The organism is Rhodanobacter sp. UC4443_H10, from assembly GCF_052978325.1.
In genome coordinates, this window is sequence record NZ_CM129668.1 from 1,485,392 (window position 1) to 1,506,561 (window position 21,170).

The following is a 21,170-nucleotide window of genomic DNA, read 5'->3' on the forward strand; positions in this document are numbered from 1 at the left end:
TTTTCAATCCACTCGCCGAACTACTTGATCAGGCGCAGCGTGAACGGGTAGCGATACGTCACGCCCTCGTTGGCCTTGATCGCGGCGATGATGGTGAACACCAGCCAGGCGATGCCGATGATGAACCACAGCGGGATCGCGATGACCAGGCCGATGCCGAACGTCATCACCGAGAGCAGGAACAGCACCACGAACGCGATGGCCACCGTGATGTTGAAGTTCAGCGCCTCCTTGCCCTGGTCGTTGACGAACGGCATGGTGTCCTTCTTGATGAGCCAGATCACCAGCGGGCCGATGAAGCAGCCCCAGCCGCCGCCCAGCGCACCGGTGAGGATCGCACCGAGCAGCGCGGACAGATGCGCAAACATCGCCCACTGTCTTTCCTCGGCAGGCGGAACGCCCGGCGCCGGATCGGTCGGCGCGGGCGGGATGACGGATTCGGGTGGAACGCTCATGCGCATCTCCTTCGACGTCGAAGCTCACCGGCCGCTTGCCGGTCGTGCCGATGCTAGCAAGGCTTGCGCCGCTTTGCCGCAAGAACCTGCCAACCGGCCCAACCCCGCCGGAGGCGCGGCTACTCGCCGGCGACGGTCATGCGATCGAGCAGGATCGAGCCGGTGAGGACCGGCGAGCGCGGATCGACATCGTCGCCAACCGCCACGATGCCGGCGAACATGTCGCGCAGGTTGGCGGCGATGGTGATGCCTTCCACCGGATGCACGATGCGGCCGTGCTCCACCCAGAAACCGGCGGCCCCACGCGAATAATCGCCAGTGACGATCGACACGCCCTGGCCCATCACCTCGGTGACCAGCAGACCGGTGCCCAGGCGCCGCAGCATGCCGGCGAAATCGGACGCCTCGCCATCGGCCGCGCCCGCGGCCACCACCAGATTGTGCACGCCGCCGGCGTTGCCGGTGGATTCCATGCCGAGCTTGCGCGCCGAATAGCTGCCCAGCATGTAGCGCGCCAGCACGCCGCCTTCGATCAGGGCGCTGTCGCGCGTGGCCACGCCCTCGGCATCGAAATTGGCCGAGCCCTGGCCGCGCTGAAGATGCGGCCGCTCGTCGATATTCAACCATGCAGGCATCACCGCCTGGCCCACATGGTCGAGCAGGAAGCTGGCCCGCCGATACAGCGAGCCACCGCTGACCGCCCCGAGCAGATGCCCGATCACGCCGCGCGCAAGCTCGGGCGCGAACAGCACCGGGCATTGCCGGGTGGACAGGCCGCGCGCCCCAAGCCGCGCCAGCGTGCGCTCGGCGGCCTTGTCGCCGAGCGCCTTCGCGCTGATGAAATCGCCCGCCGCGCGCACGCTGTCGTACCAATAATCGCGCTGCATGCCATCCTCGTCGCCGGCGATCAGCGCCAGCGACAACGCGTGGCGAGTGCCGCGCTCGCGGCCCACGAAACCGTGCGAGTTCGCGTACACGGACAGACCCTGCCCGGCCTGCACGGAGGCGCCATCGGAGTTGCTGATGCCGGCATGTGCGCGCCCGGCATCCTCGATCGCGATGCCCAGCTCGATCGCCTGCGTGGTGTCGATATCCCAGGGGTGCCACAGGTCCAGTTCCGGGAACGCGCTGGCCATGCGCGAGGCATCGGCCAGCCCGGCGGCGGGATCGGCCTCGGTGTAGCGCGCAATCGCGCAGGCCTGGTCCAGCGTCGCCTGGATCGAGTCGGGATGGAGGTCGGCCGTGCTCGCCGAGCCCTTGCGCTGGCCGAAATACACCGTGAGCCCGAAGCCGCGATCGCGGGTGTGCTCGACCGTCTCCACCTCGCCGAGGCGCACATTCACGCTGAGCCCGGTGTCGATGGTGGCGGCCACTTCGGCCTGGCTGGCGCCGGCGATCCGCGCGCGGCGGATCACGTCCTCGGCCAACTCGGCGAGTCGATCCAGTTCGGATGTACTGCTATCGCGGCTGACGACGGCTTCACTCACGTTGGTCTTTCCTGGGCAAGGGGCGGGTAGAATAGGCGGCTCGCAATCGCCAGAGCGTTCACATGGGGGCGCGGCGGGAGAATGAAAGGAGCCATGAGCCTTCCCTCGCCACCTGCCCCGGGCATCTATCGCCACTACAAGGGCCGGCGTTATCGCGTGCTGGGTACCGCGCGGCACAGCGAGACGCTGGAGTCGATGGTGGTCTATCAGGCACTCTACGGCGAACATGGCCTGTGGGTGCGGCCGGCCGCCATGTTCACCGAAACCATTGATCTGCACGGCACGCCGACGGCACGCTTTGCGCTGGAGCAGGCCGAAGCCGACCCCGCCGGCAACGCCGCCGACGATCCACCCGCCCCTGCCGGAATGAACCCGTGAGCCCCAGCCGCAGCCGCAACCAGACCGAACTCGACGAACAGGACTACGGCCCCAGCCGCACCCAGCAGCGACGCGAGGCGCTCGCCGTGCTGACGCTCGCCGGCCAACTGGTCGAGCTGCCCGCCAGCCGGCTGGCCAAGCTCGACCTCCCCGACGACGTGCGCCGCGAGATCGAGATCACCCGTCGCATCACCGCACACGGCGCCAGGAAGCGCCAGATGGCGTTCCTGGCCAAGGTCATGCGCCGCTTCGGCGAGGAGGATTTCGCCGCCGTGCGCGCCGAGCTCGGCGAGAACCGCGAGAAGCAGCGCCAGGACACCGCTGCGATGCACCGTCTGGAAGCGATCCGCGACCGGCTGGTCGACGGTGACGACGCGGCACTGGCCGAAGTGATCGCCGAACACCCGCAGGTCGATCGCCAGCACCTGCGCTCACTGGTGCGCCAGGCGCGGCTGGAGCGGGAGACGCCGAACAAGCCGCCCCGCGCCTTTCGCGAAATCTTCCAGTTGCTGAAGGAACTGACCGCCGGCAATTCCGACGCTTCCTGAGCGCGCCGACGAACGTCCGCGTCGTCCGCTGCAGCAGCTCGCGAACTGCCCTGCATCGCCCGTCGCAAGGACGCGCGGAGTCGGCCCCTGCCAATTGACGGCCATGCGCCGGCTGGCATAGGCTGGCAATCTTTTCCAACCGCCTCGCGAGTCGCCAACCATGAGCCTGGAACTGCACATCACCCTCAGCGACGCTGACCTGAAGCTGTTCGTCGACAGCATCACCGAGGCGCGAAAGCAGGTGGACACCGTGGATGCCATCAGCATCGTCGGCGCCGCGCGCAAGCTGCTCGAGGAAACCAATCGCGCGGAACTGCCCGACTTCGTCGCCAATCGCCTGAAGCATCTGGACACCATGATCAGCATGATCGAGGACGCCGGTTTCGCCCTGCCCGAGGAGGATCGCAACAACGTGCTGGCCGCGCTTGCGTACTTCTCCAGCCAGGATGACGTCCTCCCCGACAATGTTCCCGTACTGGGCTTCCTCGACGACGCCATCATGATCGAGCTGTGCATGCGCGAGCTGCAGTACGAAATCGAGGCCTACGACGACTTCCGCCTCTGGCGCGACAATGAGGCCACCCGCCGCGGCGAAAGCAAGGCCGGCCTGATGCTGAACCGCGTGGAATGGGCCGAGGTTCGCCGCCAGGAGGCCATCGAACGCATGCACCGCCGCCGCCGCGAAGCCTATGCCGGCGGCAGCTGGACGCCGGTACTGTTCAAGGTGCGCTGAGGCGGCATCGGCCTCACCCGCGAAGGGCGCTGCGGCGCCCTTCGTCGTTTCCGCCAACGACAAAGGCCGGCAGTTTCCTGCCGGCCTTTGTCTTGCATCTGGCGCCCGAAGTTGGACTCGAACCAACGACCCCCTGATTAACAGTCAAGTGCTCTAACCAGCTGAGCTATTCGGGCGGGAGCTGCGTAGTTTGTCGACGCGGCGGCGTACTGTCAAGCCGCCGGCCGCATGATCCGCCGCCGATTCAGTGAGTGATCACGCGATAGCAAGGCACGTAGGCCGAACCGCCCGGCAACTTCATGCGGTGCTGCTGCACGAAGGCCTGCAGCAGCTGGTCCAGCGCGCGCATGATGTCGACATCGCCGTCGATGGCGAACGGCCCGTTGCGCTCGATCGCCTGCACGCCCTCTTCCTTCACGTTGCCGGCGACGATGCCGGAGAACGCCCGCCGCAAGTCGGCGGCAAGCTCGTGACGCGGGCGGCCGTGGCGGATCTGCAGCGCACCCATCGCCTCGTGCGTGGGCCGGAACGGTTGCTGGAATTCCACGGGAATCTGCAACGCCCAGTTGAAGAAGAACGCGTCCTTGGTGTCGAGCCGGTTGTGGCGCACTTTCTCCAGCCCCGTGACCATCGTGCGCGCCACTGCCTGCGGATCGTCGACGATGATCTGGTAATGCCGTGCCACCTCGTCGCCGAGGGTCAGCCGCAGGAAGCGGTCGATCTGTTCGAAATAGGCGGCCGAATGGCGCGGCCCGGTGAAGATCAGCGGGAACGGCGTGCTGGCGTTGTCCGGGTGCAGCAGGATGCCGAGCAGGTAGAGGATCTCCTCCGCCGTGCCGACGCCGCCGGGGAACACGATGATGCCGTGGCCCAGGCGCACGAACGCCTCCAGCCGCTTCTCGATGTCCGGCATGATCACCAGGTGGTTGACGATCGGGTTCGGCGACTCGGCCGCGATGATGCCCGGCTCGGTGATGCCGATGTAGCGGTTGTGCCGGCGCCGCTGCTTGGCGTGCGAGATGGTGGCGCCCTTCATCGGCCCCTTCATCGCGCCCGGGCCGCAGCCCGTGCAGATGTCCAGCCCGCGCAGGCCGAGCTGGTAGCCGACGAGCTTGGAGTAGTCGTATTCCTCACGCGAGATCGAGTGGCCGCCCCAGCACACCACCAGGTTCGGGTCGACCTGCGGCTTCAGGATGCGGGCGTTGCGCAGGATCTCGAACACACCCTGGGTCAGGCCCGCGGAAAGATCCAGGTCGAAGCCGACCTGTTCGAGCTGGGTCGACACGTAGACGATGTCGCGCACCACCGCGACCAGCAGCTCGTTGATGCCGCGGATGATCTCGCCATCGACGAACGCTTGTGCCGGTGCGTTCGAGAGCTCGATCTTCATGCCGCGGTCCTGCTGCAGCACCTGGATGTCGAAATCGGGGTATTGCTCCAGCATCGCGCGCGGATCGTCGCTGAAGTTGCCGGAAGTCAGCACCGCCAGCGCGCAGCGCCGCAGCAGCGCGTGCAGCCCCGAACCGCTGGCGCCACGCAGTCGCGCCACCTCGTGCCGCGAGAGCACGTCGAGCCCGCCGATCGGCGTGATGCGGGCGCTCACCGTGCCCGCTTTGCCGGCACGGCCGGCCTGGGAATCATTCATCCACCACTCTCCTGCCGCTGACGACGTGACTGCCTCATGCAGTGTCGTGGCGGGTTGCCAAGCATCCGCTGCGCGAATCATCGGGTCAAGACAGCACGACGCCGATGCGCTCTCCGTCGGGCGAAAAAAAACCGGCACCCTGGGGTGCCGGTTCGTTTCGGGACGATGCAGCGATCAGAACGTGTAACGCAACGTCAGCATGGCCGACCAGCGCGACACCACGCGGGTCGGGTTGGAACCGGCGTCGTAGCGGATCAGCTGCTGCGGCTGGTAATTGCCGTTCTGGTCGGTGGGCAGGTAGTAGATGTACTGGCCCTGCGCATTCACGCCGTCGTAGCCGGCCAGCGTGCGCGTGTTGAACTGGCCGTTGACGGTCTGGCCCCAGTCGCTGTCGAGCAGGTTGAGGAAGTTGTAGACGTCCAGACGCACGACGCCCTTGTTGCCCTTGAAGATGCCGGGCACTTCCTGCGAGAAGCTCATGTCGAGCTGATTCACCCAGCCGTAGTGATCGGTGTTGCGACCGGCAATCTGGCCCCGGTGACGGCTGAGGTACTTGTTGCCGGCAATGTAGTCCTGGAACTGCTGGATCAGTTCGGGCGATGCGCTGCCGTAGCTGACCTTCGCGTCGTTCACCGTCGGGATGTAGATCGGGTCCTGGTAGGTGATGCCGTCGCCGTTGGAGTCGCCGGAGAAGATCCAGCTGTACGGCAGGCCGCTGTGGCCGTTGTAGAACGCCGACACGCTGGTCTTGTAGTTGCCGAAGAACGCATGCTGCCAGGTCAGCGACGCCTTGAGCGCCTTGGGAATGTTGCGGTCGGCAGTGGCGGCCACTTCGTCGTTGACGTTTTCGCGCACCACGTACTTGTAGCCGGAGAACGCCTGCGAGCTGTTGCCCGGGTTGACCTCGGTGGCATGGCTGAAGGTGAGGCTCACGTTGCCGAACCAGCTCTCCGAGAAGGGCTTGGCCAGGGCCAGGGTCAGGCTGTCGGACTTGCCCTTGCCGGTGTTGGTGAGCAGCGTGGACTGCTGGTCGAACGCCCGGTCGCGATTGGCGGCGGCATCCTTGCTGCTGCCGCGCTCGCCCGGGGTCTTCCAGTACTGGTTGCGGCCGTCAGGCATCGTGCCGGTCGGCGCACCGATGTTGATGGCCTTGTAGAAGATCGCGTTGTCGGCCTGGATGTGCTGCAACTCCACCGAGCTGATCAGACCCCACCACGGCAGTTCGGCATCGAATGCCAGGGTGGTCTTCCACACGCTGGGCAGCTTGAAGTCGGGATCGATCGTGTCGACGACGCCCGCCGGCTGGACTTGCGTGCCGGTCGGAATGTTCTGGTGGTACGGGTCCGGGCTGAACGGCGCATCCGCCGGATCGAACGACGAATAGCTGGCCACGGTGAGGCCGTTGTTCTGGTACGGATTGGTCATCCATACCGTGGGCGGGGTGGTCTGGAACAGGCCGATGCCGCCGCGCAACTGCATCATGCGCTCGGTGTTGAAGGCGTAGTTGAACGCGAAGCGCGGCTCGACCACCTTGTTCTTGCTGCCCAGGCTGCTGTTGTTCGGGTAACCGAACGACTGCTGGAAGGCGGCGTTGTAGAACGGTGCATGGTCGGACTGCGGGATGTTCACGCGCAGGCCGTAGGTCACCGACAGGTTGTTGTTGACCTGCCAGCTGTCCTGGATGAACGGGCTGTACTGGCTGTACACCCACTGCGCCGCCACGTCGTTGAGGGTATAGCCCGGCGCGGGCTGGTACAGGAAGTACGAGTCGTAGTCGCGATTCGCGAAATTGGTCAGCCCGTAGAACGTGTAATTGCCGTGCTGGGTGCGGCCGAACAGGTTGTAGATCTGGTCGCGCTGGAAGTCGATGCCGCCCTTGATGGTGTGGTCGCCAAGGAAGTAGGTGCCGGCGATGAAGGCCGACCACTTCTTGGTGCTGATGGCATTCTCGTGGCGGTACTGATCCTCGCCGAGGTTGACCGACGGCCCCTTGTTGTCGTTGCTCAGGTAGACCTTCACCTGCGGCTGGTTGATCGCGTTGCCGGCCAGCTGCTCGAACGTCTGGTAGCTGATCTTGGCTTCGGTCGAGAAGTTCTCGCTCCAGTCATCGTAGAACTGCAGCGCGGCGTTCTTGGTCAGGCTGTCCTTGCTGTACCAGTAGCTGTCCAGGCCCACTTCCTTGGAGCTGTTGCCCTGCACGATGGGCTGGTTCTCCTTGGTGTACTGGTAGGTGAAGCTGGCACGATGGTCGTTGCTGATGTTCCAGTCGATCTTGCCGAGGTAGCGCTTGTCGGTCAGGCCGACCGCACCGCCGCCCAGGCTGCCCGGCTGCAGGCCAAGCGCCTTGGCGGTGTCGATCACCTGCTGCAGGTCGCTGGGCGAGATCTTGTTGGAGGTGGACGCGCCGGTCAGCGACGGATCCAGGCCGTTGGACGAGTCCGCGCCGATACCGGTGGTCTTTTCCTGCTCGGCCGAGAAGAAGAAGAACAGCTTGTCCTTGATGATCGGGCCGCCCACGGTGACGCCGCCGGTCCAGTCGCGCTGGTAGCCGGTGTAGTCGTAACCGCGGTCGCCGTTGTCCAGCCAGCCGGCGTTGCCGACCATCTTGTTGGCATTGCGATAGGCGTAATACACCGAGCCGTGAAACTCGTTGGTGCCCGACTTGGTGACCGCATTGATGTCGGCACCGACCGTGTCGGAGGTGACGTCGAAATTGGCGGTGGAGATGTTGTACTCGCCGATCGTGTCGACCGAGATCGGCGAACCCTGGTACGGCAGGCCATTGGCGTTGAGGCCGTAGGGGTCGCCCTGGGAAATGCCGTCGACGCTGATGTTGTTGAAGCGGTTCGGCAGGCCGGCCATCGAGATCGAACCGTCACCCTGGTCGGTCACGTTGATGCGCGGGTCGAGGCGCGCGATGTCGTCGATCGAACGGTTGCCCTGCGGCGTCGTCTCCAGCTCGCGCTGCGAGACGTTCATCGACAGGCCCTTGTTGTCCGCCGAGAAAATCTGGCTGAGCGCCGAGGTGGTGACCGTGACCGCGCTGAGGTCCTTGGCCTGAACCCCGGATGTGCTCATCTGCACGTTGATCGAGGATACCTGGCCCAGTTGCAGGTAGACGTTGTTCTTTTCCGCCTGCCCCATGCCCGTCTTGGACACGGTGATGTCGAACGGGCCGCCCACGCGCAGACCCTGCGCGGTGTAGCGGCCGTCGGCGTCGGTGGTGACCGTCTTGGTGGTGCCTGACGGCTCATGCACGATCTGCACGGTGGCTCCGGCCACCGGCTGGCCGCTGGCGTCGACGATTCGTCCCGTCGCGCCGGAGGAGGTCACGTTCTGGGCGGCGGCCGGCGCGCCCGCAAGCAACGCAGCAATCGCGAACGGCAGCAATTTGGTGCGAATTCGGCTGTTCATGTCTTGTTCGTCCCTCGAGTCAACGACAAAAGAAAAGTATGTACGGAATCAAACATGCCGCGACCCGGGATGGCCCAGGCATGGTGGCGAAGCGTTTGATGGTCCTGCTTGGCTCCCGGCAGCGGTCCGCGCGGGATCGATGCGGGCGGCTGGCAGCTGTCTCCCTCTGCCAACCAATTGTTAAAAGAATTTTAACGGCATTGTATGACACTTTCATGCCAGTGGCACGTCACCCCGGCGACGGCCAACCGCCCCCGCGGGGCATGGTTTTCAGGGCATCGAACGCAGGAACGAGGCCACGCCGGACATGAACATCTGTACCGACAAGGCGATCAGCAGCATGCCCATCACGCGCTCCAGCGCGGTCAGCACGCTCTCGCCCAGCCAGCGGAACAGGTAGGTCGAGCTGAGCAGGATGATCGCCGTGGCCAGCCACGCCAGCAGCAGCGCGAGCACCCAATCCGCGGTGCGCCCGGGCTGGGTGTTGGTGAGCAGCAGCAGCGCGGCCATCGCCGAGGGCCCGGCCACGCCGGGGATCGCCATGGGCACGATGAAGGGCTCGCCCTGCCCCGGCTTGCCGAAGATGCCGCTGCCGTCGGCCGGCGGGAACACCATGCGGATGCCAATCAGGAACAGCACGATGCCGCCGGCGACGCTGATGGAGTCGGGCTTGAGCTGCATCAGGTGCAGGAACTGCTGGCCGCCGAACAGGAACACCAGCAGCACGCCGAGCGCGATCAGCAGCTCGCGCACCATCACCCGGCGCCGGCGCCGCGGCGGCACGTCCTTGAGCAGGCTGAGGAAGATCGGAATGTTGCCCAGCGGGTCCATGATCAGGAACAACATGATGCCCGCCGACAACGTGGTCATTTGCGCTTCCATTTCGACTCCCTGCAGTCAGGTTTGCGACGTGCCCCGATCGTGGATGCGCGGCGGGAGCCTGCCCGCGAGCTCTACGAGCGAAGGTCCAGCACCGCGCCGCGTGCCGCCCGCGCCTGCGGGCCGAGCAGATAGATGGCCGCATCGGCAGTGGCGTCCGGCGTGGGCTGCTGCATGATGTCGTCGCCGAAATAGGCCAGCCGGCGCAACGCCGTGCGCATCGGCGCGGGCAGCAGCGCGTGCACGCGCAGCGAAGTCTCGTCGGTTTCCTCGTGCAGGATCGCCGCCAACCGCTCCAGCGCGGCCTTGGACACGCCGTAACCGCCCCAGTGTGCACGTCGCAGCAGGTCGGGGCTGTCCAGCACGAACACCACGGCGCTGTCGGCGGCCTCGGTCAGCAGTGGCATGCAAGCCTGGGTCAGGGCGAACGGCGCGTTGACGTTGACGTGCATCGCGCGCAGCCAGTCGTCCGGTCGCTGCATGGAAATCGGCGTCAGCCCGGCGAAACTGGCCGCGCAATGCACGATGCCGTCGAGACGGCCGAGGTCGCGCTGCAAGCCATCGGCCAGTGCGGCGTACTCGCGCGGCGTGGCCACTTCCATGTCCAGCGGATGGATCACCGGCTCGGCCAGGCCCTCCTCGCCCATCGCGTCGTAAAGCTTCTCCAGCTGCCGCTTGCGCTTGCCGGTGATGACCACGGTGGCGCCGGCCAGCGTGGCCGCGCGCACCACCGCGCTGCCGAGCCCGCCATAGGCGCCGGTGACCAGGATCACGCGACCGGCGAGGCTGCCGGCCTCGGGCTGCCAATCGGCCGGCAGGCGCGCCACGGGCAAGCCGCTCAAGAGGCGGCCCCCGCCACGTCGCTGGCCATGCGCGCGAGTTCGCCGGAGGACATCAGCTCCTCGATGATGTCGCAGCCGCCGATCAACTCGCCGTTGATGAACAGTTGCGGGAACGTCGGCCAGTTCGCGAAGTGCGGCAGCGCGGCGCGCACCTGCGGATCGGCCAGCACGTTGACTGCGTGGAATGTCGCTCCTGCCCGAGTCAGCGCCTGCGCCGCGCGACTTGAAAAACCGCACATGGGATATTGCGGCGTGCCTTTCATGAAAAGCACGATGGGATGCTCGGCCAGCATCGCCTTGATTGGCTCGTTGATGTCCATGGTGGTGTTTCATCTTTACAATGCAGGCAAGCCGCTATTGTATCAGCCGCCCGTCGGCCGCCACCTGTTGCGCCGACATTTTCTCCCTCAGCAACATCCCAAGGAGTCGCTCATGGCCATCGAACTTCCCCCGCTTCCGTACGAAAAGAATGCATTGGAGCCGCACGTCTCCGCCGAGACGCTCGAGTACCACTACGGCAAGCACCACCAGGCCTATGTGACCAACCTCAACAAGCAGATCGAAGGCACCGAGTTCGCCGACGCGAAACTCGAGGACATCATCCGCAAGTCCTCCGGCGGCATCTTCAACAACGCCGCGCAGACCTGGAACCACACCTTCTACTGGAACTCGATGAGCCCGAACGGTGGCGGCGAACCCACCGGCAAGCTCGCCGACGCGATCAACAAGGCGTTCGGCTCGGTGGCCAAGTTCAAGGAAGAGTTCAGCAAATCCGCCGCCGGCAACTTCGGCTCCGGCTGGACCTGGCTGGTGCAGCGCCCGGATGGCTCGCTCGGCATCGTGAACACGTCCAACGCCGGTACGCCGATCACCGGCAGCGACAAGCCGCTGCTCACCGCCGACGTGTGGGAGCACGCCTACTACATCGACTACCGCAACGCGCGCCCGAAGTATCTGGAGGCGTTCTGGAACCTGGTCAACTGGGATTTCGCGGCGAAGAACCTGGCCTGATCCCGCGGCTCACCGGAAAAAGGCGGCGCCAATGGCGCCGCCTTTTTCATGCCCGCTTTTGCACGAGCGCACCCTGTGCGCGATGGTTCCGGGTCACGTGACGAAAGGCTCGCGCACAGACGGGGGTGCGATCCTACCGGCCCGCCAGCGCACGCAACACGGGTGCCACCTGCGCCTCGCGCCCCAGCGCCTGCGCGATGTCGCGCAAGCGTGACGCCAGCGTGGCGGCATCGGGCGCGCACACGGTGGCATGACCGACCTTGCGCCCCTGCCGCGCCTGCTTGCCGTAGTCATGCCAGTGGGCATCCACGCCGCGCAGCACCGGCGCGGCATCGGGCAGCTCGCCGATCCAGTTGAACATGGCCGCCATGCCGCGCACGTTGGTGTCTCCCAGCGGCAGGCCGAGCACGGCGCGCACGTGGTTCTCGAACTGGCTGGCGTGCGCGCCCTCGATCGTCCAATGGCCGGAGTTGTGCACGCGCGGGGCCATTTCGTTGCCGAGCAATTCGCCGTCGCGCACGAACAGTTCCAGCGCGAACACGCCGACGTAGCCCAGGCGCTCGGCCAGGATGCGCGCGTGTTCGCTGGCGCGCTGCTGCAGCGGGCCGAGGTCCGGCGCCGGCGCGAGGCTCATCGACAACACGCCGTCGACGTGCCAGTTGCCGGTCAGCGGCCAGGTGCGGAACTCGCCGTCGCGCCCGCGCACGGCGATCACCGACAGCTCGCGCTCGAACGGCACGAAGGCTTCCAGGATCAGCCCCAGCGTGGCCGCCTGGGCACCCAGCGCCGCCCAGGCCGCATCCGCGTCGGCCGCCGTGGCCAGCCGGAACTGGCCCTTGCCGTCGTAACCCAGGCGACGCGTCTTGAGGATGGCCGGGGCGCCGACCGCGGCCAGCGCCTGATCCAGCTGCTCGCGGGTGTCGACCGCCATGAATTCGGTGGTGGGCAGGCCGCAGGCGCGGAACAGGTTTTTCTCGGCCAGCCGGTCCTGCGCCACCGCCAGCGCCTCGGGCGCCGGGTGCACGGCGACCCGTTCGGCCAGCCAGTGCGCGGTATCGGCCGGCACGTTCTCGAAATCGAAGGTGACCACGTCCACCCGACGGGCGAACGCCTCCAGCGCGGCGCGATCGTCCCAACCGGCCACCACCAGCGGCGCCACCTGGCCGGCGCACGCATCGGCGGAGCCATCCACGACCAGGCAGTTCGCGCCCAGCGGCGCGGCGGCCACGGCCAGCATGCGGGCGAGTTGCCCGCCGCCGAGGATGCCCACCACCGGCTGCTTGCGGTCGCTCATGCCCGCGGGTCCGGCTGGGCGAGCACGGCTCGCGTCTGGCGCGCGCGCCATTGATCCAGCGCATCGGCCAGCGCGTGGTCGTGCAGGGCCAGCACGGCGGCGGCCAGCAAGGCGGCATTGACCGCCCCGGCACGTCCGATCGCCAGCGTACCGACCGGAACCCCTGCCGGCATCTGCGCGATCGACAGCAGCGAGTCCATGCCGTTGAGTGCCTTCGACTGGACCGGCACGCCGAACACCGGCAGGCGGGTCTTGGCTGCCAGCATGCCCGGCAGGTGGGCGGCGCCACCGGCGCCGGCAACGACGACCTGGATACCCCGCCCGGCCGCTTGTTCGGCGTAGCTGAACAGCAGGTCCGGCGTACGGTGGGCCGAGACCACGCGAACCTCGTGTGCCACACCCAGCTCGGTCAGCACGTCGGCGGCGTGCTGCATGGTTTCCCAATCCGAATGCGAACCCATCACCACGCCCACGCGTGGTGTTTCTGTGGCTGCTGTCATGGCCGGAGTGTCCAAAAACCGTTATTGTACGGGCTTTCCCGGCCCGACACACCCGAACCCCGATGATGGACAAGCGCCTGCTCGACATCCTGTGCTGCCCCGTCAGCAAGACCCCGCTGCGATCGGTGACGCGCCCGCAACTGGAGGCGCTGAACGAGGCCATCGCCGCGGGCAAGGTCGACACGGTGGCCGGCGTGCCGGTGCGCGAGCGGGTGGCCGAGGCGCTGATCACCACCGACCGCAAGGTCATTTACCGCATCGAGGACGGCATTCCGGTGATGCTGCCGGAGGAAGGCATCGGCACCTTGCAACTGGCCGATTTCCCCACCGGCCAGGGCTAGCGCGTCGTGGCGGGCGGGAATGGGCATGACAGGCGTGCGCGAATTGGCTTATTGTCGGCCTCTGCGCAAGCCTGCAGGGTCCGGCCGTGCGTGCTACAGGTCAGGGGAACAGGGCGATGAACGAGGCCAATGAGCCAACCCGCGTAGTCAACTTGAATCAGCGCCTGGACCCGTCCAGCGAGCGCGTGGGCGAGTTGCTCAATGCCGTGCGCAGCATCGCCAACAAGCGCCTGCAGCAGTGGGTGGGCAATGCCTTCGAGCAGGTCGACGACGCCCTGTTCGACCTCGCCGAGAAGGCCGAGAACAACGCGGCGCAGATGCACTACTTCGACGGCATGCGCGAGGTGCGCAAGCGTCGCCCCGGCATCGAGCGCAACTTCCTCAACGCCATCGCGCGCAAGCTCGGCGATCTGGCGCACCCGGGCAAGGCCACGGCACCGGCGGGGCCATCCTCGCTCGGCACCGCCGAACTGACCCTCGTGGCCGAAAGCGACCTGGAAGAATCGCTGGCGATCACCAGCATGATCAGCAAGAACGACGCGCGCCTGGCGCGTGACCTGTTCGCGGTCAACCAGCGCCTGTCGGTGATCTGCGGCGGCTACAAGATCGAGGACACCAGCAACCCGGTGGCGCCGGCCACGCTGTCCCAGGCGTTCCGCGAAGCGCTGCAGGAACTCAGCGCAGACATGCGCGTCAAGCTGATCATCTACAAGCTGTTCGATCGCTACGTGCTGTCGCTGCTGGAGGAGCTGTACCAGGAGATCAACACGGAGCTGGTCCGCGCCGGCGTGTTGCCGCAGCTGCGCCACGGCCTGCTGCGCGGCGGTCAGGCCAAGGGTGGCAGCGGCACCCCGGCGGGAGCCGCGGCCACGGCGGCGGCTGCCATGGACGACGGCACCGAGATCTCCGACGACCTGCTGCATACCCTGCACGCACTGTTCAGTGCACGCCGCGGCACCGCCGGCGGTGGCCGCATGGCCAGCGGGGGCGGCACGGCGGCGGGGGGTTCGCTGCCGTCGGTCAACGAGCTGCTCGGCGCACTCAGCGTGCTGCAGAGCCAGATCAGCAACAGCGGACCGGTCAACTACGACGAATCCGACGACGCCGGCGCGCTCAGCCGCGAAGTCCTGCAGCTGAAGACCCAGCTGCTGGCCCAGATCGGTGCCCTGCGCGGCGAACGACCCAGCCATGTGGCCAGCATGGACGAGGACACGATCGACCTGGTCGGCATGCTGTTCGAGTTCATCCTTGAGGACCGCAACCTGCCCGCAGCGATGCAGGTGATGCTGGCGCGGCTGCAGATTCCCTATCTCAAGGCGGCGATCCTCGACCGCAAGATGTTCTCGCACCGCCAGCACCCGGCACGCCGGTTGCTGGACAGCCTGGCCGAACAGGCCAAGAGCTGGTCGGAGGAGTCCGACCGCGACCATCGCCTGCACGAGAAGGTGAAGTCGATCGTCGACCAACTGCTGCACGATTTCGACGACGACATGGGCATCTTCGAGCGCCTGTTGACCGACCTGCAGCAGTTCCAGGACGTCAACAAGCGGCGCTCCGAGCTGGCCGAGCAGCGCGTGGCCGAATCCGCGCGTGGCCGCGAGAAGCTGGAACAGGCACGCCGCCGCGCCGCCCGCGAGATCCTCGAGCGCATCGGCAGCCAGAAGCTGCCGCCGCTGATCCACGGCGTGCTGGCGCGTGCCTGGGCCAACCACCTGGTGCTGACCCTGCTGCGCCAGGGCGAGGACTCGCCCGAGTTCAAGACCGCCTTGCGCTTCATCGACGAGTTCATCGCCAGCACCCGGCCGGCCAACGACACCACCAGCCGACAGGCCCTGCGGCAGATGCTGCCGGGTATCGAACGAGCGCTGCGCCAGGGCCTGGCCAACGTCGCTTTCCAGGAACAGGACGTCGAACGCCTGCTGGGCCAGCTGCACGCCTACTATCGCCAGCAGCTGGGCGAAACGACCGCGTCGGAAACGCCGGACGTCGCCGCCGCAGCCGAGGAGGACGTCGCGATGCTGGCGATCCCGGACAGCATCCAGCCGGTCATCGACCGCCAGACGGTACCCGCGGACATCCTGGAAGAAGAGGAAGAGCTGGCCGAGGTGCCGCCGGACAGCCCGGAGTGGTACCAGGTGCAGGCGCTGCAACCGGGCAACTGGCTGGAGTTCACGCTCGACGACGAGGCACCGGCACGCGCCAAGCTGTCGTGGATCAGCCCGATGAGCGGCCGCTACCTGTTCGTCAACCGTCGCGGCCTGAAGGTCGCCGATTACGCCCCGCGCGAGCTGGCTGGCCTGTTTGCGGACGGCAAGGCGCGCGTGCTGGCAGCCAACGCACTGTTCGATCGCGCGATGACCGCGATCGTCGGCAAGCTCAGCCAGGCCGGCGACGACACGCCCGCCAGCGGCACCGCTCCCACGGACACCGAATGACCGCCACGCCCCGTTTCGCACCGCCCGCTGCCGCCCAGATCGCCGCTGATGTCGAACGCGCCCTGACCGAGGATCTCGGCCAGGGCGATGCCACCGCCGCCCTGCTCCCGGCCGATGCGCGGGCGCAGGCCCGGCTCACCTGCCGTGACGCCGCCGTGATTGCCGGCAGCGCCTGGTTCGACGCCTGCTTCCGGCGGCTGGACCCTTCGGTGCAGATCGACTGGCGGGTAAGCGACGGCGACCAGGTCGCCCCCGGCACGCTGCTCTGCAGCCTGTCCGGACACGCCCGCTCGCTGGTTACCGCCGAGCGTACGGCGCTCAACTTCCTGCAACTGCTCTCGGCCACCGCCACTACCACCGCACGCCATGTCGCCGCGGTAGCCGGCACCGCCGTGCGCGTGCTCGACACCCGCAAGACCGTGCCCGGCCTGCGCGTCGCGCAGAAATATGCCGTGCGCTGCGGCGGCGGCCACAACCAGCGCATGGGCCTGTACGACGCGATCCTGGTCAAGGAGAACCACATCATCGCCGCCGGCGGCATCGCCGCGGCGGTGTCGGCTGCGCGCCGGCTGCACCCCGACCTGCCGCTGGAGGTGGAAGTGGAGAACCTCGACGAGCTCGAACAGGCCCTGCAAGCCGGCGTGGACCGCATCATGCTCGACAACTTCGAGCTGGAGCAGATGCGCGAGGCCGTGGCGCGCACGGCCGGCCGCGTGCCGCTGGAGATTTCCGGCAACGTCGACCTGCAGACCATCGGCGACTTTGCCCGCACCGGCGTGGATTTCATCTCGGTCGGCGCACTGACCAAACACGTGCACGCGATCGACCTCTCGCTGCGCCTGCAATTGCTCTGACCCTGGCTTGCGCGGGCGCCGGCGCGCCCACACACTGGGTGCATGTCCGATTTCTCCGCCCTCGTCCTGCTGCTGGTGCTCGGCGCCGCCGTGGGGCTGTGGCTGAAGCTCAGCGTGGCGCGCGAACGCGCGGTGCGGATCGCGCGACAACAGTGCCATTTGCACGGCCTGCAATTGCTGGACGAGACGGTGGGCATGCGTGCACTGCGCCTGCGCCGGGTCAACGGCCTGCGCCGGGTCGAGCGGGGTTACGGCTTCGAAGTCAGCATCGACGGGCACGATCGCGAGCCGGGCCGGCTGTGGATGATCGGCGACGCGCTGACCGGCCTGAGCCTGCCGGTGGTCGAGCCGCTGGCAGTCGCAAGCACGCCCGAAGACGGATTTGCAGCCTCGTCGGGGAAGGTCGTGGCATTGCGTCCGCGGCGGGCCGATCGACAGCCCTGAAACGGCAGCCGCCCGACGGGGCGGCAACGGGTTACTTCACCACGCGCAGGTGCGGCGTCGCGCGCTTGGGCTTGTCGCCCCCCTCATCGGCTGCAGGGGCGGGGCCGTCCGGCGGCGGCTCGTTCGGCGGAGTGTCGCCGCCCTCGCCTTCGGCCGGAAACATCATGCCCTGGCCGTTCTCCTGCGCATACAGAGCCAGCACGGCCTGCACCGGAATCTGGATCGCCTGGCTGACCCCGGAGAAACGCGCCTGGAAGCTGATCCATTCGTTGCCGAGGTCGAGGTTGGCCACCGCGCGGGTAGCCAGGTTGAGCACTACCTGGCCGTTCTGGATCACCTGTGGCGGCACCCGCACGCCGGCCACGCCGGCATCGACCAGCACGTAAGGGGTCAGGTTGTTGTCGGAAATCCAGTCGTAGATCGCCCGCAGCAGGTACGGGCGATTCGAGCTCATGGCGATGGCGTCATGCTTGCTCATGGACCGGCCGCATGGCCTTTTCCTCGTCGGTCATGCTGCGTGCAAAACCCTGGCTGTGGAACAGGCGCTCGCCGTAATCGACGATCGACTTGCCCTCGCGGCCCAGATCCACGCCGAGCCAGGGCAGCCGCCAGATCACCGGCGCCACCAGGCAATCGGCCAGGCTCATCTCGGGGTTGAGGAAGAACCGCGAGGCCTTGAACAGCGGCACCGTGGAGAGCAGGTGTTCGCGCAACCGCTTGCGTGCCGCATCCGCCGGACGGCCGCCTGCGCGGATCTTGTCCACCTCGGGCAACCAGTCCTTCTCGATCCGCACGGCCGCCACGCGCAGGCGCGCGCGCGATTGCGGGTCGATCGGCATCAGCGGCGGGTGCGGGTAACGCTCGTCGATGTATTCGCACACCACCGCGGTATCGAACAACGTCAGGTCGCGGTCGATCAGGGTCGGCGTGCTGCCGTACGGGTTGAGATCGAGCAGGTCCTGCGGTGGCCGGGCGTGGTCCACCAGCACCCGTTCGTAGCTGACCCCCTTGGCGGCCAGCACCAGTCGGGCACGATGGCACTGGATGTCATCGGCCGTGGTGTACAGCGTCAATGCGTTACGCAAGCGGGGGTTTTGAACCATGCGCGATTTCCCCATCGGTGAGACAGACGCGGCGGCCCGTGGCCGCCGCGTCCGCAGTGCCTTGCGGCTCAGTGGACGTCTTTCCAGTATTCCTTCTTGAGCAGCGCCGCCAGGAAGGTGAACAGGGCCAGGAACAGCAGCACCCAGATACCGTAATGGTGGCGTTGCAGCGCCGCCGGCTCGGAGACGTATTGCAGGAAGCTGGTCAGGTCACGGGTGGCCTGCTGGAACTGCGCCGGGGTCATCTTGCCCGGGTGCGACAGCACCAGCTTCTCCACGCCCGCGGCTTCGCCATCCTTCGCCGGCTTCATCTGCGCGGTCTGCATGCCCTGCAGCTCCCACAGCGGGAACGGCATGGCGGCATTGGGCAAAGTGGTGTTGTTCCAGCCGATCGGGCTCTTCGGGTCGAGGTAGAAGGTGTTGAGGTAGGTGTAGACCCAGTCGGCGCCCTTGGCATCCACTTCCAGCGAGAGATCCGGCGGAGCCTTGCCGAACCACGTGCCGGCCAGCGCTGCCGGCATGTGCGAGACCACCGGCTCCTGGAACTTGGCGCCGGTGAAGTTGAGGTTCTTCATCACCTCGTCTTCGGTCAGGCCCAGGTCCTCGGCCATGCGCGAATAGCGCACGTACTTCAGCGAGTGGCAGCCGACGCAATAGTTGAAGAACAGCCGCGCGCCGCGTTGCAGCGAAGCCTGGTCGCGCACGTCGGCGCCGGACTTCATCAACTCGACCTTGGCGCCCTCGGCGGCGTGCGCCGGCAGGGTGCCGACGATCAGGCCGAGCGCCAGCGCGATACCGGAAAGAAAATGCTTCATCGTCGTTGGCAGCTTAGTCATGCGTGGTCACCCGATCCGGAACCGGCTTGGTCGTCTCCCAGCCGAAATAGGTATAGGCCCAGAGGAAAACGAAGAAACCGAAGTACAGCAGCGTCATCAGCCGTCCGAACAGGTTCTCCCAGAACGTGAGGTCGACATTGCCGAACCACGCCGGGATGACCTCCGCCGTGATGCCTGCGCCGACCGCGCCGAGCCCGAAGAACGACAGCACGAAGACCGCCAGCGCCACTTTGTAGCCGGTACCGCGGTAACGGATCGACTTGACCTTGCCGCGATCGAGCCAGGGCATCGCGAACAGCACCGCGATCGCGCTGAACATCGCCAGCACGCCCCACACGGCCGAGCCGAGGAAGGACGGGATCATGCGCACGATCGCGTAGAACGGGGTGAAGTACCACACCGGCTTGATCTCCGGCGGAGTCAGCAGGTTGTTGGCCGGGATCGCGTTGTCATGCTCCAGGAACCAGCCGCCGAACGTCGGCGCGAAGAAGATGATGAACGCGGCGATCAGCAGGAAGAAGCCCACACCCACCAGATCCTTCACCGTGTAATACGGATGGAACGGGATGCCGTCGGCGGGCTTGAGCGCATCCCAGCGGTTGCCCTTGGGACCCTTCTTGATCTCCACGCCGTCCGGGTTGTTCGAGCCGACCTCGTGCAGCGCGGCGATGTGCAGCACCACCAGCAGCAGCAGCACCAGCGGCAGCGCGATCACGTGCAGCGCGAAGAAGCGGTTGAGCGTGGCATCGCCGGGCAGGAAGTCGCCCATGATCCACTGCTCCAGCCCCGAACCGATGTAGGGCAGCGTGCCAAACAGCGAGATGATCACCTTGGCGCCCCAGAACGACATGTTGCCCCACGGCAGCACGTAGCCCATGAAGGCCTCGGCCATCAGCACCAGGAAGATCAGCATGCCGAGCAGCCAGACCAGCTCGCGCGGCTTCTTGTACGAGCCGTACATCAGGCCGCGGAACATGTGCAGGAACACCACCACGAAGAACAGCGAGGCGCCGGTGGAGTGCATGTAGCGGATCAGCCAGCCCCACTCCACGTCACGCATGATGTACTGCACCGAGTCGAAGGCTCCCGCCGCGCTCGGGGTGTAGTTCATGGTGAGGAAGATGCCGGTGACGATCTGGTTGACCAGCACCAGCAGAGCCAGCGAACCGAAGTAGTACCAGAGGTTGAAGTTCTTCGGCGCGTAGTACTCGGTCATGTGGGCGCGGTACATCGGCATCATGCCGGGGGCGCGCTCGTTGACCCAGTCGCCGATGTTGCTGAATACGTTGGCCATCAGCCAGCCTCCTTCGGATCAACGCCAATCTGCACGGTGGTGTCGTCCACGAAGTGGTACGGCGGAACCTGCATGTTCTTCGGCGCCGGCACGTTCTTGTAGACCCGGCCCGCGATGTCGTAGCGCGAGTGGTGGCAGGGGCAGTAGTAGCCGCCTTTCCAGTTCGGGTCGAACGGCTCGGGCTTGATCTCGCCGTAGAAGTCCGGCACACAGCCCAGGTGGGTGCAGATGCCGACCATCACCAGCCACTCGGGCTTGATCGAGCGCGTCTCGTTCTGCGCGTACTTGGGCTGCTGCTCGACCTCGGACTTGGGATCGACCAGCAGCGGGTCTTCCTTCGGCAACTGCGCCAGCTGGGCCGGCGTGCGGTTGACGATGAAGACCGGCAGGCTGCGCCAGGCCACGATCAGCTGCTGGCCCTTCTCGATCTTCTTGAGCGACTGGGTAACCGGAGCGCCGGCGGCCTTGGCCCGCGCGCTGGGCTCCCACGACTTGATGAAGGGCACTGCCGCCGAGACGACCCCGATGCCACCCACCACTGCGGTGGTTGCGGTCAGGAATCGGCGGCGGCCGTGGTCGACGACTTCGTTCGCCATCAGGCTCTCCGGTACTTGCAAGGTCATGCCAGGACGGGGTTTCAGGCCCCGCAAAAATCGCGTTAGTGTAGCGTCAGGGGC

22 protein-coding genes and 1 tRNA gene are annotated in these 21,170 nt (G+C 66.7%); 8 read left to right on the top strand and 15 right to left on the bottom strand.

Translation table 11 applies throughout. The features are described 5' to 3' along the window. Positions 1 to 20: 20 nt before the first annotated feature. The gene (locus tag ACVCMB_RS07080; protein WP_395119753.1) at positions 21 to 455 is read right to left on the bottom strand and encodes a DUF4870 domain-containing protein; all 435 of its coding nucleotides are present in this window, start codon (positions 453 to 455) and stop codon (positions 21 to 23) included. 119 nt (positions 456 to 574) lie between these two features. After that, positions 575 to 1,942: a metalloprotease PmbA gene (gene pmbA / locus ACVCMB_RS07085; RefSeq protein ID WP_447098365.1), complete on the bottom strand. Its 1,368-nt coding sequence runs from the start codon at positions 1,940 to 1,942 to the stop codon at positions 575 to 577. Between the two features lie 93 nt (positions 1,943 to 2,035). Between pmbA and ACVCMB_RS07090 the strand changes: the two genes are divergently transcribed. The 3 genes from ACVCMB_RS07090 (at position 2,036) to ACVCMB_RS07100 (ending at position 3,601) form a co-directional block, all read left to right on the top strand. Beyond that, on the top strand, positions 2,036 to 2,320 hold the full coding sequence (locus ACVCMB_RS07090; RefSeq protein WP_395119755.1) for a DUF1653 domain-containing protein: 285 nt from the start codon (positions 2,036 to 2,038) through the stop codon (positions 2,318 to 2,320). Next, on the top strand, positions 2,317 to 2,868 hold the full coding sequence (gene yjgA / locus ACVCMB_RS07095; protein WP_395119756.1) for a ribosome biogenesis factor YjgA: 552 nt from the start codon (positions 2,317 to 2,319) through the stop codon (positions 2,866 to 2,868). Before ACVCMB_RS07090 ends, yjgA begins: the two co-directional genes overlap by 4 nt. A gap of 160 nt (positions 2,869 to 3,028) precedes the next feature. After that, positions 3,029 to 3,601, top strand: a complete 573-nt coding sequence (locus ACVCMB_RS07100) for a YkvA family protein (protein ID WP_395119757.1) — start codon at positions 3,029 to 3,031, stop codon at positions 3,599 to 3,601. 99 nt (positions 3,602 to 3,700) lie between these two features. Here ACVCMB_RS07100 and ACVCMB_RS07105 read toward each other — a convergent pair. The 6 genes from ACVCMB_RS07105 to grxD all read right to left on the bottom strand — a co-directional run bounded on the left by ACVCMB_RS07105 (position 3,701) and on the right by grxD (position 10,701). Further along, a tRNA-Asn gene (locus ACVCMB_RS07105) sits at positions 3,701 to 3,777 on the bottom strand. A gap of 68 nt (positions 3,778 to 3,845) precedes the next feature. Beyond that, the gene (gene ppnN / locus ACVCMB_RS07110; protein ID WP_395119758.1) at positions 3,846 to 5,246 is read right to left on the bottom strand and encodes a nucleotide 5'-monophosphate nucleosidase PpnN; all 1,401 of its coding nucleotides are present in this window, start codon (positions 5,244 to 5,246) and stop codon (positions 3,846 to 3,848) included. Positions 5,247 to 5,420: 174 nt separating this feature from the next. Next, positions 5,421 to 8,660 carry a TonB-dependent receptor gene (locus ACVCMB_RS07115; RefSeq protein WP_395119759.1) on the bottom strand — a complete coding sequence of 1,080 codons (3,240 nt, stop codon included), beginning with the start codon at positions 8,658 to 8,660 and terminating at the stop codon, positions 5,421 to 5,423. 270 nt (positions 8,661 to 8,930) lie between these two features. After that, complete coding sequence (locus tag ACVCMB_RS07120; RefSeq protein ID WP_395119760.1) at positions 8,931 to 9,530, bottom strand: YhgN family NAAT transporter; 600 nt, start codon at positions 9,528 to 9,530, stop codon at positions 8,931 to 8,933. 83 nt (positions 9,531 to 9,613) lie between these two features. After that, positions 9,614 to 10,381 (bottom strand): SDR family NAD(P)-dependent oxidoreductase, encoded by a 768-nt coding sequence (locus ACVCMB_RS07125; RefSeq protein WP_447106508.1) that lies wholly within the window; start codon positions 10,379 to 10,381, stop codon positions 9,614 to 9,616. Next, the gene (grxD, locus tag ACVCMB_RS07130) at positions 10,378 to 10,701 is read right to left on the bottom strand and encodes a Grx4 family monothiol glutaredoxin (protein WP_395119762.1); all 324 of its coding nucleotides are present in this window, start codon (positions 10,699 to 10,701) and stop codon (positions 10,378 to 10,380) included. The genes ACVCMB_RS07125 and grxD overlap by 4 nt, the downstream gene beginning before the upstream one ends. 112 nt (positions 10,702 to 10,813) lie before the next feature. On the opposite strand from grxD, the gene sodB reads away from it, so the two are divergent. Beyond that, positions 10,814 to 11,392 (top strand): superoxide dismutase [Fe], encoded by a 579-nt coding sequence (sodB, locus tag ACVCMB_RS07135; protein WP_395119763.1) that lies wholly within the window; start codon positions 10,814 to 10,816, stop codon positions 11,390 to 11,392. A 133-nt stretch (positions 11,393 to 11,525) separates the two neighbouring features. On the opposite strand, the gene ACVCMB_RS07140 is transcribed toward sodB, so the two are convergent. Together ACVCMB_RS07140 and purE are read right to left on the bottom strand one after the other, a co-directional pair. Further along, positions 11,526 to 12,686: a 5-(carboxyamino)imidazole ribonucleotide synthase gene (locus ACVCMB_RS07140; protein ID WP_447106509.1), complete on the bottom strand. Its 1,161-nt coding sequence runs from the start codon at positions 12,684 to 12,686 to the stop codon at positions 11,526 to 11,528. Further along, a complete protein-coding gene (purE, locus tag ACVCMB_RS07145; RefSeq protein WP_395119765.1) occupies positions 12,683 to 13,186 on the bottom strand; it encodes a 5-(carboxyamino)imidazole ribonucleotide mutase in 504 nt (167 codons plus the stop codon). Before purE ends, ACVCMB_RS07140 begins: the two co-directional genes overlap by 4 nt. A 65-nt stretch (positions 13,187 to 13,251) precedes the next feature. Here purE and ACVCMB_RS07150 point away from each other — a divergent pair, with 65 nt between their 5' ends. The 4 genes from ACVCMB_RS07150 (at position 13,252) to ACVCMB_RS07165 (ending at position 17,260) form a co-directional block, all read left to right on the top strand. Beyond that, entirely contained in the window at positions 13,252 to 13,527 is a 276-nt protein-coding gene (locus ACVCMB_RS07150) for a Trm112 family protein (protein WP_395121223.1), read from the top strand. Between the two features lie 116 nt (positions 13,528 to 13,643). Beyond that, positions 13,644 to 15,962 (top strand): DUF1631 domain-containing protein, encoded by a 2,319-nt coding sequence (locus ACVCMB_RS07155; RefSeq protein ID WP_447106510.1) that lies wholly within the window; start codon positions 13,644 to 13,646, stop codon positions 15,960 to 15,962. Continuing rightward, positions 15,959 to 16,816 carry a carboxylating nicotinate-nucleotide diphosphorylase gene (nadC, locus tag ACVCMB_RS07160; RefSeq protein ID WP_447098359.1) on the top strand — a complete coding sequence of 286 codons (858 nt, stop codon included), beginning with the start codon at positions 15,959 to 15,961 and terminating at the stop codon, positions 16,814 to 16,816. The genes ACVCMB_RS07155 and nadC overlap by 4 nt, the downstream gene beginning before the upstream one ends. Before the next feature lie 42 nt (positions 16,817 to 16,858). After that, complete coding sequence (locus tag ACVCMB_RS07165) at positions 16,859 to 17,260, top strand: DUF3301 domain-containing protein (RefSeq protein WP_395119768.1); 402 nt, start codon at positions 16,859 to 16,861, stop codon at positions 17,258 to 17,260. A 31-nt stretch (positions 17,261 to 17,291) separates the two neighbouring features. On the opposite strand, the gene ACVCMB_RS07170 is transcribed toward ACVCMB_RS07165, so the two are convergent. The 5 genes from ACVCMB_RS07170 to petA all read right to left on the bottom strand — a co-directional run bounded on the left by ACVCMB_RS07170 (position 17,292) and on the right by petA (position 21,089). Continuing rightward, a complete protein-coding gene (locus tag ACVCMB_RS07170) occupies positions 17,292 to 17,738 on the bottom strand; it encodes a ClpXP protease specificity-enhancing factor (protein ID WP_395119769.1) in 447 nt (148 codons plus the stop codon). Further along, positions 17,725 to 18,363 carry a glutathione S-transferase N-terminal domain-containing protein gene (locus ACVCMB_RS07175; protein WP_395119770.1) on the bottom strand — a complete coding sequence of 213 codons (639 nt, stop codon included), beginning with the start codon at positions 18,361 to 18,363 and terminating at the stop codon, positions 17,725 to 17,727. Before ACVCMB_RS07175 ends, ACVCMB_RS07170 begins: the two co-directional genes overlap by 14 nt. Positions 18,364 to 18,431: 68 nt before the next feature. Beyond that, positions 18,432 to 19,199: a cytochrome c1 gene (locus ACVCMB_RS07180; protein WP_447106511.1), complete on the bottom strand. Its 768-nt coding sequence runs from the start codon at positions 19,197 to 19,199 to the stop codon at positions 18,432 to 18,434. Beyond that, positions 19,192 to 20,493, bottom strand: coding sequence for a cytochrome b (locus tag ACVCMB_RS07185; protein WP_447106512.1), 1,302 nt, complete (start codon positions 20,491 to 20,493; stop codon positions 19,192 to 19,194). The genes ACVCMB_RS07180 and ACVCMB_RS07185 overlap by 8 nt, the downstream gene beginning before the upstream one ends. Further along, positions 20,493 to 21,089, bottom strand: a complete 597-nt coding sequence (petA, locus tag ACVCMB_RS07190; RefSeq protein WP_136257406.1) for a ubiquinol-cytochrome c reductase iron-sulfur subunit — start codon at positions 21,087 to 21,089, stop codon at positions 20,493 to 20,495. The genes ACVCMB_RS07185 and petA overlap by 1 nt, the downstream gene beginning before the upstream one ends. Between the last annotated feature and the right edge of the window lie 81 nt (positions 21,090 to 21,170).

What these genes read in the sequence shown, in the direction of transcription:
- ACVCMB_RS07080 (WP_395119753.1), bottom strand. Translation starts at nt 455, where the DNA reads ATGAGCGTTCCACCCGAATCCGTCATCCCGCCCGCGCCGACCGATCCG.
- ACVCMB_RS07090 (WP_395119755.1), top strand. Translation starts at nt 2,036, where the DNA reads ATGAGCCTTCCCTCGCCACCTGCCCCGGGCATCTATCGCCACTACAAG.
- ACVCMB_RS07100 (WP_395119757.1), top strand. Translation starts at nt 3,029, where the DNA reads ATGAGCCTGGAACTGCACATCACCCTCAGCGACGCTGACCTGAAGCTG.
- ppnN (WP_395119758.1), bottom strand. Translation starts at nt 5,246, where the DNA reads ATGAATGATTCCCAGGCCGGCCGTGCCGGCAAAGCGGGCACGGTGAGC.
- ACVCMB_RS07115 (WP_395119759.1), bottom strand. Translation starts at nt 8,660, where the DNA reads ATGAACAGCCGAATTCGCACCAAATTGCTGCCGTTCGCGATTGCTGCG.
- ACVCMB_RS07120 (WP_395119760.1), bottom strand. Translation starts at nt 9,530, where the DNA reads ATGACCACGTTGTCGGCGGGCATCATGTTGTTCCTGATCATGGACCCG.
- grxD (WP_395119762.1), bottom strand. Translation starts at nt 10,701, where the DNA reads ATGGACATCAACGAGCCAATCAAGGCGATGCTGGCCGAGCATCCCATC.
- sodB (WP_395119763.1), top strand. Translation starts at nt 10,814, where the DNA reads ATGGCCATCGAACTTCCCCCGCTTCCGTACGAAAAGAATGCATTGGAG.
- ACVCMB_RS07140 (WP_447106509.1), bottom strand. Translation starts at nt 12,686, where the DNA reads ATGAGCGACCGCAAGCAGCCGGTGGTGGGCATCCTCGGCGGCGGGCAA.
- purE (WP_395119765.1), bottom strand. Translation starts at nt 13,186, where the DNA reads ATGACAGCAGCCACAGAAACACCACGCGTGGGCGTGGTGATGGGTTCG.
- ACVCMB_RS07150 (WP_395121223.1), top strand. Translation starts at nt 13,252, where the DNA reads ATGGACAAGCGCCTGCTCGACATCCTGTGCTGCCCCGTCAGCAAGACC.
- ACVCMB_RS07155 (WP_447106510.1), top strand. Translation starts at nt 13,644, where the DNA reads ATGAACGAGGCCAATGAGCCAACCCGCGTAGTCAACTTGAATCAGCGC.
- nadC (WP_447098359.1), top strand. Translation starts at nt 15,959, where the DNA reads ATGACCGCCACGCCCCGTTTCGCACCGCCCGCTGCCGCCCAGATCGCC.
- ACVCMB_RS07165 (WP_395119768.1), top strand. Translation starts at nt 16,859, where the DNA reads ATGTCCGATTTCTCCGCCCTCGTCCTGCTGCTGGTGCTCGGCGCCGCC.
- ACVCMB_RS07170 (WP_395119769.1), bottom strand. Translation starts at nt 17,738, where the DNA reads ATGAGCAAGCATGACGCCATCGCCATGAGCTCGAATCGCCCGTACCTG.
- ACVCMB_RS07175 (WP_395119770.1), bottom strand. Translation starts at nt 18,363, where the DNA reads ATGGTTCAAAACCCCCGCTTGCGTAACGCATTGACGCTGTACACCACG.
- ACVCMB_RS07180 (WP_447106511.1), bottom strand. Translation starts at nt 19,199, where the DNA reads ATGACTAAGCTGCCAACGACGATGAAGCATTTTCTTTCCGGTATCGCG.
- ACVCMB_RS07185 (WP_447106512.1), bottom strand. Translation starts at nt 20,493, where the DNA reads ATGGCCAACGTATTCAGCAACATCGGCGACTGGGTCAACGAGCGCGCC.
- petA (WP_136257406.1), bottom strand. Translation starts at nt 21,089, where the DNA reads ATGGCGAACGAAGTCGTCGACCACGGCCGCCGCCGATTCCTGACCGCA.